At 72.8% G+C, this 10821-nt stretch carries 8 protein-coding genes and 1 tRNA gene; 5 read left to right on the top strand and 4 right to left on the bottom strand.

Going from position 1 to position 10821, the window contains the following annotated elements:
- Positions 1–163: 163 nt before the first annotated feature.
- The 3 genes from GCE65_RS02110 to GCE65_RS02100 all read right to left on the bottom strand — a co-directional run bounded on the left by GCE65_RS02110 (position 164) and on the right by GCE65_RS02100 (position 2842).
- A tRNA-Thr gene (locus tag GCE65_RS02110) sits at positions 164–239 on the bottom strand.
- A 114-nt stretch (positions 240–353) separates the two neighbouring features.
- On the bottom strand, positions 354–1133 hold the full coding sequence (locus GCE65_RS02105) for a thioredoxin domain-containing protein (protein WP_153877203.1): 780 nt from the start codon (positions 1131–1133) through the stop codon (positions 354–356).
- Positions 1134–1183: 50 nt separating this feature from the next.
- On the bottom strand, positions 1184–2842 hold the full coding sequence (locus tag GCE65_RS02100; RefSeq protein WP_153877202.1) for a serine/threonine-protein kinase: 1659 nt from the start codon (positions 2840–2842) through the stop codon (positions 1184–1186).
- A 93-nt stretch (positions 2843–2935) separates the two neighbouring features.
- On the opposite strand from GCE65_RS02100, the gene GCE65_RS02095 reads away from it, so the two are divergent.
- The 5 genes from GCE65_RS02095 to GCE65_RS02075 all read left to right on the top strand — a co-directional run bounded on the left by GCE65_RS02095 (position 2936) and on the right by GCE65_RS02075 (position 9552).
- On the top strand, positions 2936–4417 hold the full coding sequence (locus GCE65_RS02095) for a trehalose-6-phosphate synthase (protein ID WP_153877201.1): 1482 nt from the start codon (positions 2936–2938) through the stop codon (positions 4415–4417).
- Positions 4410–5219, top strand: a complete 810-nt coding sequence (gene otsB, locus GCE65_RS02090) for a trehalose-phosphatase (RefSeq protein ID WP_153877200.1) — start codon at positions 4410–4412, stop codon at positions 5217–5219. Before GCE65_RS02095 ends, otsB begins: the two co-directional genes overlap by 8 nt.
- A gap of 54 nt (positions 5220–5273) precedes the next feature.
- Positions 5274–6950 (top strand): DHA2 family efflux MFS transporter permease subunit, encoded by a 1677-nt coding sequence (locus tag GCE65_RS02085; RefSeq protein ID WP_153877199.1) that lies wholly within the window; start codon positions 5274–5276, stop codon positions 6948–6950.
- 133 nt (positions 6951–7083) lie between these two features.
- Positions 7084–8208 carry an ABC transporter ATP-binding protein gene (locus tag GCE65_RS02080; RefSeq protein ID WP_152817223.1) on the top strand — a complete coding sequence of 375 codons (1125 nt, stop codon included), beginning with the start codon at positions 7084–7086 and terminating at the stop codon, positions 8206–8208.
- A gap of 90 nt (positions 8209–8298) precedes the next feature.
- A complete protein-coding gene (locus tag GCE65_RS02075) occupies positions 8299–9552 on the top strand; it encodes a DUF4032 domain-containing protein (RefSeq protein WP_152817222.1) in 1254 nt (417 codons plus the stop codon).
- Between the two features lie 30 nt (positions 9553–9582).
- Here GCE65_RS02075 and GCE65_RS02070 read toward each other — a convergent pair whose 3' ends face one another.
- Complete coding sequence (locus tag GCE65_RS02070; protein ID WP_153877198.1) at positions 9583–10815, bottom strand: hypothetical protein; 1233 nt, start codon at positions 10813–10815, stop codon at positions 9583–9585.
- Between the last annotated feature and the right edge of the window lie 6 nt (positions 10816–10821).

Raw genomic sequence — 10821 nt, 5'->3', positions numbered from 1 at the left:
TGCTGCTGATGTGCGTTCATGCACGACGATGTGAGCACCTGCGTTCACGATTGTCGCGTGCAATCAGTCATCGTACGTCCTCCGGTGGACGTCGACAAGCCCGGCCGGGCAGTCGAACGCGGCAACCACTGTGCGCACGGCAACGAACTGCTGAGCCCCTCCATGGAGCCACCTGTCGGGCTCGAACCGACGACCTGCTGTTTACAAGACAGCTGCTCTACCAACTGAGCTAAGGTGGCGCGCCCCGCGGGCAGGTCGATTCTGCCAGAGCGGGTCGTGATGGCGAAAACGGCATGTGGCCGGCGGCCGGGGTGTCCTCCCCGGTGCCGCCGGCCACCGGCCGTCGGGATCGATCAGCCCGCGAGTTCCTCGATGTGGTCGCGCAGCACGCCCGGCTGGGTCCAGTTGTACTTCTTGGTGTCGAGCGGGGTGCCGTTGATGACGACGCTCGGCGTCCCGGTCACCCCGTCGCGCGTGGCCTGCTGGGAGGCGGCGTCGACCCAGTCGCCGTAGGTGAGGTCGCCGAACGTGTCCGCGACCTCCTGGGGAACGCCGGCGTCGACCGCGATGCCGGCGATCTCCTCGTCGGTCAGCCCCGTGGTGTTCTCCGCCGGCTGCTGCTCGAACAGGGCGGTCATGAAGTCGAGCGCCTGGTCGGGGGCGTCCTCGGCGACCGTGACGAACGCGTTCGCCGCGCGCGTGGAGTAGGCCGTGCCCTGGGAGTAGCGGTCGAGGAAGTTGACGGGGTGGTAGACGACCGTGGCGGTCCCCGCCTCGACCAGCTCGACGAGGTCGGCGCCGTTCACCTCCTCGAAGTCGCCGCAGATCGGGCACAAGAAGTCGACGTACACCTGCACCACCGGGCCCGAGCCGACGACCCCGACGCCCTGGTCGCTGAAGGCGATCCCGCCGTGCGTGTCCGCGGCCGCCGGCGCGGTCCCCTCGAAGTCGCTCAGCGGGGTCCTCTGCGACTGCTTGTAGAGCACGATGCCCGCGACCACGAGCAGCGCGATCACGGCGGCGATGATGAGGATGAGGATGTTGCGGGTGCGGTTGTCGGAGGAGGCCTGCTTGGCGGCGATCTTCTCGGCTTGCTTGCGAGCGTCTTCACGGCGCTTGGTGTTCGCTGACATGGAACTCTTTCGGAAGGTCGAGGGCGGTCGGCAGTGCCTAGGATACGCACTCACGGTGTGGGCATCGGGAACGGGTCCCACGAGGCGGAATCCACCTGCCCCAGCGCCCAGAGCCCGACCACCCCGAGCAGGACGACGGCCACCACCGTGGCCCCCGCCGCCGCGCCGCGATTCGGCATCATCACGGCCCACACCCGCCGCACCCCCGCCCGGGCGGCCCCCGAGCTGGGAACGAACCAGGCCATGAACGCCAGCAGTGCCACGGCGAGCCCGGCCGCGAGGCCGGCGGCGATGAACCGCCCGAGCACGAGCCACGCCCCGAGCGCCACCACCGCCCCCGCGATGAGGCCGGGCAGCGCCGTCACCACGCCGCTGACCAGATGCACCGGGGCGGCGAGCCACACGAGCGCGCCGTCCCGGCGGCGCCGACCGAACCGCATCCGCCGGTCCCGCAGCCGCCGCTCCCCCCAGCCCCACGCGCCCGCGCCCGCGAGCACGGCCACGAACGCGATCGTCGCGCTGCCGGCCGCGCGGACGGCGAACGCCACGAGCACGAGCCAGGCGAGCGTCGTCATCACGGGCCGGGAGGGTGCCGGGCGCAGTCCCCGCTCCGCGAGGTCCGGCGCGTAGTACGGCTCCGGTCCCGGATAGGCCCGCACGGGTTCGGCCACGGTGGAGTGGAACCGGGGCCAGGACTCCACGAGGGAATCGCGGGCGACCCGCTGCGCCGGCGGCGGACCGCCCGGCGGGTAGCTCGGCGGCGGCGCACCGGCGGGCCCGGCGGTTCCGGCAGGGCCGGCGGTTCCCACGGGGCCGGCGGTTCCCATCGAGCCGTACGGGGGCTGCGAGCCATGCCCGTCGCGGGCACCGGCGACGGCGGCCGGGGGCACGCTCACGTGCCGGCCGCGGGCGATCTCGCCGAGCAGCTCGACCACGTCCGCCGGCGGCAGCCGGTACCGCGGATCGGGGTTGAGCGCCACGGTGAGCACCTCGGCGACGGGTCGCGGCAGTCCCTCGGCGTCGACGCGGCCCTCGGTCGCGCGGGCGAGGGTCGCGGGGCCGGTGCCGAACGGTTCCCGCCCGGTCGCCGCGAACACGAGGAGGGCGGCCCACCCCCACCAGTCGCCCAGCTGGTCGGGCGCGGCCCCGCCGAGCACGACGGGATCGACGTAACCGGGGGTGCCGGTGACCAGACCGGTGCGGGTGATCCGGGCGTCGTCCACGAGCTGGGAGATGCCGAAGTCGATGAGCACGGGCCCGGCCTCGGTGAGCATGACGTTGCTCGGCTTGAGATCGCGATGGACCACGTGCACGCCGTGGATCTGCTGGAGCGCCGTGGCCAGCCCGGCGGCCAGATCGGCGAGCTCGCGGATCTCGAGCGGGCCGTGGGTGTGCACGGACTGGTCGAGCGGCTGGCCGTGGATGAGTTCGGTGACGATGAACGCCTCCGTGGAGTCGACCTCGGCGTCGATCACCTGGGCCACCTGCGCCCCGCGCACCTGGTGGAGCGTGGCCACCTCCCGGCGCAGTCGCTCCCGGCTCTCCGGGTCGGCGGCGAAGGCGGGGTGGAGAGCCTTGAGGGCGACGGTCAGCCCGGCACCGTCCGCGGCCTCGTAGACGGTTCCCATGCCGCCCGTTCCCAGGACCCGTCGGAGTTCGTAGCCGCCGATCTGCCCCAACGGCTCGCCCGGGTCCTCGTCACTGCTCATGCATGGAAACTACGACACCGCCTGCTCCGAGACCATTCGGCTCGCGGACCGCGGCCCCCTGGCGCCGTCGGGGGGCTGGCCTAGTGTGGAGGGATGCATGATTCACAGGAGGGTCCGGCTCAGGAGTTCGTGGTGGTCGCCAACCGCCTCCCGGTGGACGTCTCGGTCGACGAGGACGGCACGATCTCGTGGATCCGGGCCCCCGGGGGGCTGGTCACGGCGCTCGCCCCGATGATGCGGTCGGGCGGCGGCGCGTGGGTGGGCTGGTCCGGGTCGGCGGATCTGGAGCTCGATCCGTTCACCGACGACGGCATCGCGATGACCCCCGTGCCGCTCAGCGCCGCCGAGATCGAGGAGTTCTACGAGGGCTTCTCGAACGCGACGCTGTGGCCGCTCTATCACGACGTCATCGTCGATCCGGAGTACCACCGCGAGTGGTGGTCGGTGTACCGGACCGTGAACGAGCGGTTCGCGGCGGCGGCCGCGGCGGTCGCGGCCCCGGGGGCCACGGTGTGGGTGCAGGACTACCAGCTGCAGCTCGTGCCGGCGCTGCTGCGCTCGGCCCGACCCGACCTGCACATCGGGTTCTTCCTGCACATCCCGTTCCCGCCGATGGAGTTGTTCGGGCAGCTGCCCTGGCGCCACCAGGTGCTCGAGGGGTTGCTCGGCTCGGACCTCATCGGCTTCCAGCGCTCGGGGGACGCCGCGAACTTCCTGCGATCGGTGCGCCGCTTCACCGCTCATCCCGTGCGCGGGCAGAACGTCTCGATCACCACCCCGTTCGCGAACCCGGGCCGCACGATCCGCGCCGGCGCGTTCCCGATCTCGCTCGATTCGAAGGCCTTCAATCAGCTGGCGAACCGGCCCGAGACCATCGAGCGGGCGCGGCAGATCCGCCGCGACCTGGGTGATCCGCAGGTGCTCCTGCTCGGCGTGGACCGGCTCGACTACACCAAGGGCATCCGGCACCGGATCAAGGCGTTCGGGGAGATGCTCGCCGAGGGCGCCATCGGCAACGGCGAGGCCGTGCTCGTCCAGGTCGCGAGCCCGAGCCGGGAACAGGTGGCCGAATACGTGCAGCTGCGCAGCGAGGTCGAGGAGATGGTCGGCCGCATCAACGGCGATCACGCGGAGATCGGCCGACCCGTCATCCACTACCTCCACCACTCCTATCCCGCCGAGGAGATGGCGGCGATGTTCCGGGCGGCCGACGTCGTGCTCGTGACCGCCCTGCGCGACGGCATGAACCTCGTGGCGAAGGAGTACGTGGCGGCGCGCAGCGACCTCGACGGCGTGCTCGTGCTCTCGGAGTTCGCCGGCGCCGCGGACGAACTCACCTCCGCGCTGCAGGTGAATCCGCACGACATCGAGGGGATGAAGACCACGATCCTGTCGGCCATGCGCATGCCACGCGAGCAGCGCCGCCGCCGCATGCGCGCCCTGCGGCGGCGGGTGCTGACCAACGACGTCGCCCACTGGGCCCGTTCCTTCCTCACCGCCCTCGCCCATCAGGGCGGCCTCAACCAGGCCCCGCTGCCGGGGAGCCGCACGGACGTGGAGGCGCGCGATGACTGACGGGCCCCTCGCCCCGGGCCTGCTCCGGGCCCTCGCGGACTTCGCCCGGCGCCCGCGGGTGCTCGTCGCCCTCGACTTCGACGGCTGCCTCGCACCGCTCGTCGAGGACCCCGCCCGCGCGCGGCCCACGGAGCGCGCGGCGGCCGCGCTCGCCGAGTTCGGGCGTATGGACGACGTCCACCTCGCCCTGGTCTCGGGGCGTCCCGCCGCAGACCTGGTCACGCTCGCGGATCCCCCGGCGGGCACGCGGCTCATCGGCAGCCATGGCGCCGAACGCGCCCGGCTCGAGGGCGGCGGCGTCGCGCACGAGCCCTTCACCCTGACCGACGCCCAGCGGGAGCTGCTCGAGCGGGTGAGTGCGGCGGCCGAGGAGATCGCCGCCGGCCATCCCGGCGCGTGGGTCGAGCACAAGCCCGCCGCCGCGGTGCTGCACACCCGCCCGCTCGCCCCCGGACCGGCGGCCGCGGCGACCGCTGCGGCCCTCGCCGGCCCGGCCGGGCTGCCCGGGGTTCATCCGATCCGCGGGAACCAGGTGGTCGAGCTCGCCGTCGTGCCCTCGACCAAGGGCGGGGCGCTGGTCGCGCTCCGCGCCGAACTCGCCGGCGACGGGGACCCGCTCCCGGTGCTCTACGCCGGTGACGACGTGACCGACGAGACCGCCCTGGCGACCCTCGGCGACGGCGACGTGGGGATCAAGGTCGGTGCGGCGGAGTCGGTGGCCCCGTATCGGGTGGCGGGCCCCGAGGAGTTGGCGCGTGCGCTGGCCGTCCTCGCCCGCGAGCGCGGGGGGCGACCCGCCTGACGCCGACGCCCCCGGTTGCTGACGCCGTGTCAGCTCCGGCGTAGGGTATCTGACATGACGTCACTTCGATTGCGCGGTCGCGATCACCCGGTCCCCGCCCTCGCGGGGCGGCGGCGCTGGCTCGCCCTGACGATCCTCGCCGCAGGGGTGGCGATGATCGTCATCGACGGCACGATCGTCAACGTCTCCCTCCCGGTGCTCATCCGCGACCTCGATCTCGACCTGACCGACGCCGAGTGGGTCAACTCGATCTACACGCTCATCTTCGCCTCGCTCCTGCTCACCACGGGCACGATCGGCGACCGCTACGGGCGCCGGCGGGTCTTCGCCGCCGGCGTCGTCGTGTTCGTGGCCGGATCGCTGTGGGCCGGCTTCGCGACCGGCGGCTCGAGCCTCATCGGCGCCCGCGCGCTCCAGGGCCTGGGCGGGGCGGCCATCCTGCCGAGCACGCTGTCGGTGGTCAACGCCCTCTTCCGCGGCCGCGACCGCGCGATCGCCTTCGCCGTGTGGGGCTCGGTCATCGCCGGCACGGCGGCCGTGGGCCCGCTCCTGGGCGGATGGCTCACCACGGACGTGAGCTGGCGCTGGATCTTCTGGGTCAACCTGCCCGTCGGTGCGGCCATCCTCGCCGGGATCCTCCTCGTCATCCCCGAGACGCGCGACCCCAATCCCGGGCGAGGGTTCGATGTCACGGGCGTGGTGCTGTCGGCGATCACCTTCGGGGGCCTCGTGCTCGGCCTCATCGAGGGGAACAGTTACGGGTGGTGGGTCCCGCGCGGCGACTTCCACCTGGCCGGCCTGTCCTGGTCCCTGCCGCTCTCGATGCCCGCGACCGCCCTCCTCGTGGCCGCCGCCTCCCTCGTGGCGTTCATCGCATGGCAGCGCCACCGACGGGCCGCGGGACGGGCGGCCGTGGTCGACCTCGCGCTCTTCCGCCACCGGTCGTTCGGCCTCGGCAACGCGGCGGCCCTCCTCGTGGCCCTCGGCGAGTTCGGGATGCTGTTCGTGCTGCCGCTCTACCTCCAGAACGCCCTGGGCTTGAGCGCGATGGGCGCCGGCTGGGTGCTCGCCGGCCTCGGCGCCGGTGCCTTCGTCGCCGGCGGGATCGCCGGCCCGCTCGCGCGTCGGATCACGCCCGCCGGCGTGGCGAGCGTGGGCCTGGCCATCGAGACCGTCGGCCTGGTCCTCGTGGCGCTCGTCGTCGGCCCCGCCACGTCCCCCGCGCTCATCGCGGTGCTGCTCGCCGGCTACGGCATCGGCCTCGGGTTCGCCTCGGCCCAGCTCACCGGAACGATCCTGAGCGAGATCCCGCCGGCCCGTTCCGGGCAGGGGTCGGCCGTCCAGTCCACGACCCGGCAGCTGGGCTCGGCCCTCGGGGTGGCCGTCCTCGCCTCGATCCTCTCGGCGTTCGCCACCTCCCGCGCGGCCGGCTCGCTCGCCGGCATCGACGGCGTGGGTGCCGCGCAGGCCGCCCGGCTGGAGTCCTCGCTCGGCCCCTCGGCCGGGGGCGTGCTCGGATCCCTCGACCGGCTCGGTCTGCCCGCCGCCGCGCAGGACCAGGTGCACGGCGCGTTGACGGCGGCGTTCTCCGCCGGCGTGCAGTCGACCATGCTCGTGGCGGCGATCGCGCTGGCCGTCGGGTTCGCGGCCACGCTGTTCCTGCCGCGGATCCACGGCGGCGAGGCCGGGGACGGGACCGGCGGGGAGCACACATCCGATCCCAGAAGGTGAGCGCGGTCACCGCCGATCCCGGCGCGTGTGGCACACTGGTCGACAGCCCGGGGAATCGGGCCGTGTCAGAGAGTTCTGGCACCTTCACAACGGATCGTCCGGCACGTACCTGCCGGTGAAGGGACATACCCCCATGGCTTCAGTCACTTTCGACGCCGCCTCTCGCATCTACCCGGGCACCGAGCGCCCCGCGGTGGACGCCCTCGACCTCGAGGTCTCCGACGGCGAGTTCCTCGTCCTCGTCGGCCCCTCCGGCTGCGGGAAGTCGACCTCCCTGCGCATGCTCGCCGGCCTCGAGGACGTGAACGCCGGCCGCATCCTCATCGGCGACCGCGACGTCACCGACGTCCAGCCGAAGGATCGCGACATCGCGATGGTCTTCCAGAACTACGCGCTCTACCCGCACATGAGCGTCGCCGACAACATGGGCTTCGCGCTCAAGATCGCCGGCATCAACAAGGCGGAGATCCGCCAGCGGGTCGAGGAGGCAGCGAAGATCCTCGACCTGAGCGAGTACCTCGACCGCAAGCCCAAGGCCCTCTCGGGCGGTCAGCGCCAGCGTGTGGCGATGGGTCGCGCGATCGTTCGCCAGCCGCAGGTGTTCCTCATGGACGAGCCCCTGTCGAACCTGGACGCAAAGCTCCGGGTGCAGACCCGCACGCAGATCGCCTCCCTCCAGCGCCGGCTCGGCGTCACGACCGTGTACGTGACCCACGACCAGACCGAGGCCCTGACGATGGGCGACCGGATCGCCGTCCTCAATTTCGGCGTGCTCCAGCAGGTCGGCACCCCGCGCGACATGTACGACCGCCCCGCGAACACCTTCGTGGCCGGCTTCATCGGCTCCCCCGCGATGAACCTCGGCAAGTTCAAGGTGGCCGAGGGCAAGGCGCACCTGGGCGACGCCCACGTCCCGCTGCCGCGGGCGACGGTCGATGCCCTGACCCCCGAGGACGAGGGCAAGATCATCCTCGGCTTCCGGCCGGAGTCGCTCGACGTGACCTCCGAGGGCACCGAGGGCGCCTTCCCCGTGCGGGTGAACCTCGTCGAGGAGCTCGGCTCGGACGCGTTCCTCTACGGCGAGCTGGACTCGAAGGACGCCGCCGAGCACATCACCTCCGGCGCCGGCGACGCCCAGATGATCGTGCGCGTCAACCCGCGCACGCCCCCGATGAAGGGCGACCGCGTCTGGGTGAAGATCCGCGAGGGCGAGTCGCACATGTTCTCCGCGGGGACGGGTGAGCGTCTCCCCAACTGATCGAGCGCGTTCGACGGCGGGGCGGGCCATGGCCCGCCCCGCCGTCGCGTTCACCCGACCGGGCGGGCGCGCCGTGGGAGACTTGGCCCCATGCCCGCTCGCCTCCAGATCACCGTGGCCCAGCCCGACCCGGCGCTGTTCGAGTTGCCCTGGGAGATCCCGCTGGCGGAATGGCCGGAGGACATCCTCGCGGCACTCCCCCGCGGCATCTCCCGCCACGTCGTGCGATTCGTGCGGATCCCCGGCGGGGTCATCGCGATCAAGGAGATCGGCGAGACCGTCGCCTACCGGGAGTACGAGCTCCTGCGCGACCTCAACCGGCTCGAGGTGCCCTCGGTCACGCCCGTCGGCGTCATCGGCGGCCGGACCGCTCCCGACGGCTCCCCGCTCGACTCGGTGCTCATCACCCGGCACCTGCGGTTCTCGCTGCCGTACCGGGCGTTGTTCTCCCGGCATCTCACCCCGAACATGGCGACCCGGCTCATCGACGCCCTCGCCGTCTTGCTCGTGCGCCTGCACGTGACGGGCTTCTACTGGGGTGACGTCTCCCTGTCGAACACGCTCTTCCGCCGCGACGCCGGCGAGTTCGCCGCCTACCTGGTCGACGCCGAGACGGGCGATCTGCACGACACGCTCACCGTGGGTCAACGCGAATACGACCTCGAGATCGCCCGGGTGAACATCATCGGCGAGCTCATGGATCTCGACGCGGGCGGCGTGCTTCCCGAGGGCACCGACACCGTCGCGATCGGCGACCGGCTCGCGGAGCGATACCAGGAGCTGTGGCGGGAGCTCACCGCGCCCGAGTCCTTCTCCGGCAGCGAGCGGTGGCGCGTGACCGCGCGAATCCGACGCCTCAACATGCTCGGCTACGACGTCGGCGAGCTGACCATGACGGCCGACCTCGACGGCACGACCGTGAGCATCCAGCCGAAGGTCGTCGACGCCGGCCACCACCACCGGCGGCTCATGCGCCTGACCGGCCTCGACGTGCAGGAGAACCAGGCACGCCGGCTCCTCAACGACATGGACACCTTCCGGGCCGCGAAGGACCGGCTCGGCGACGACGAGGAGTACGTGGCCCACGACTGGCTCACCGACGTCTTCGAGCCGGTGCAGCGGATGATCCCGCGGGACCTGCGCGGCAAGCTGGAGCCCGCCGAGATCTTCCACGAGATCCTCGAGCACCGGTGGTTCATGGCCGAGAACGCCGGCCACGAGGTGTCCCTGTCCGACGCGACGCGCTCCTACGTCGACTCGGTGCTGCGGCATCGGCCGGACGAGGAGGCGATGCTCGAGCTGGACACGGCGACGCTCCGGGCGATCACCGACACCGAGCACTGACCCCCGCGGGCACGGGTCGGTCGGTGCCGGTCAGTCGCGGCCTCGGCGCAGCAGCGGGGAGGCCGCGATCGCGAGGTTGACGGTCGCATCGGTCAGCAGGACCGCCCCGAGGACCCCGGAGATCACCCCGAGCGCGCCGCCGCGACGGGCCCGGCGGATCGCCAGCGCGCCGAGGACGGCCTCGGCCACGGCGAGCGACGGCGTGAGCCAGGACTGCCGGGCCGGCAGCACGACCTCCTCGGTGAACGTCTCGGCCGCATCGAACACGGTCTCGGCCCGCAGCCGCATCGCCTCGGCGCGCTGGCGCATGGCCTCGGCGGTCTCGGTCATCGTGACCGACGCCCCGCTCATCGCCCGCCGCAGGCTCTCGACCAGGGTGTCCGGGTCGACCGGCGTCACCTGCTCGAGTTCGCCGGCGGCGCGATCGTGCACGAGGAAGGCCGCCGCGTCCGCCGGGAGCCCGAGCGCGGCGAGCAGCCGGGCCGGACCGGCGTCCACGCCGTCGAGGGCCGTGCGCACCCCGAGCGGCTCGGCCGCCGGGAAGAGCCGCATGAGCCGCCCCACGAGCGCGCCGGTGCCGATCACCGTGTCGAGGAAGGCCCGCACGCCACCGAGCGCGTCGCCCGAGACGTCGGGCACCTCGGTGACCTGGACGTCCCACGTGTGCACGTGCGCCGACCCGTCGACCGTGACGGCCGTGAGCGCCGGGAACGCGGCGCCCTGCTCGATCACGAGCGCGGGCCGGAGAGCGCCGGGCCACTCGACCGCGGTGAGCGCCGGGCCGTCGGCCACGAACACGAGCTGCCCGTCGAGGTGTTCGCGGGTGAACACCCGCTGGTCGACGGCTGTGGCCAGGTCGATGACCCCGGCCGCCCCGGTGCGCGCGAAGATCACGGCGCGGTCCGGGGCGTAGGCCGCATCGACGTCGAGATGCTGGTCGAACGGGTCCGGCCCGGCGGCCCCCTGCTCGGAGTCCTCCGCCCGGCCCGCCGCCTCGGCGAAGCCGACCTCGCCGTGGACGTCGTCCGCGATCGCCTGCGCGAGGTCCGCCACGGCGGGCCCCGGCACGATCCGTCGCCCGTCCTCGCTCAGGATGGCGACCCGGTCCGCCTCGTCGACCGCGACGGTCACGAGCACGGAATCGGGGGCCTCCGGATCGGATTCGATCCGTGCCAGCACCTGGGCGCCATCGAGGAAGCCGGCGGCTCGGACGGCCTGGCCGGTCTTGGAGATGACGATGCCCGTACTCCGTCGCCAGTTCATCCCGCC

The organism is Pseudactinotalea sp. HY158 (assembly GCF_009660225.1).
In the GTDB taxonomy this organism is placed as follows: Bacteria; Actinomycetota; Actinomycetes; order Actinomycetales; family Beutenbergiaceae; genus HY158.
Note: the sequence above shows the minus strand (reverse complement) of the source record. Positions and strands in the feature narration are given on the sequence as shown.

Bases quoted from the DNA above. Each gene is read 5' to 3' on its own strand.
- GCE65_RS02105 (WP_153877203.1), bottom strand. From the start codon at position 1,133: ATGTCAGCGAACACCAAGCGCCGTGAAGACGCTCGCAAGCAAGCCGAG.
- GCE65_RS02100 (WP_153877202.1), bottom strand. From the start codon at position 2,842: ATGAGCAGTGACGAGGACCCGGGCGAGCCGTTGGGGCAGATCGGCGGC.
- GCE65_RS02095 (WP_153877201.1), top strand. From the start codon at position 2,936: ATGCATGATTCACAGGAGGGTCCGGCTCAGGAGTTCGTGGTGGTCGCC.
- otsB (WP_153877200.1), top strand. From the start codon at position 4,410: ATGACTGACGGGCCCCTCGCCCCGGGCCTGCTCCGGGCCCTCGCGGAC.
- GCE65_RS02085 (WP_153877199.1), top strand. From the start codon at position 5,274: ATGACGTCACTTCGATTGCGCGGTCGCGATCACCCGGTCCCCGCCCTC.
- GCE65_RS02080 (WP_152817223.1), top strand. From the start codon at position 7,084: ATGGCTTCAGTCACTTTCGACGCCGCCTCTCGCATCTACCCGGGCACC.
- GCE65_RS02075 (WP_152817222.1), top strand. From the start codon at position 8,299: ATGCCCGCTCGCCTCCAGATCACCGTGGCCCAGCCCGACCCGGCGCTG.
- GCE65_RS02070 (WP_153877198.1), bottom strand. From the start codon at position 10,815: ATGAACTGGCGACGGAGTACGGGCATCGTCATCTCCAAGACCGGCCAG.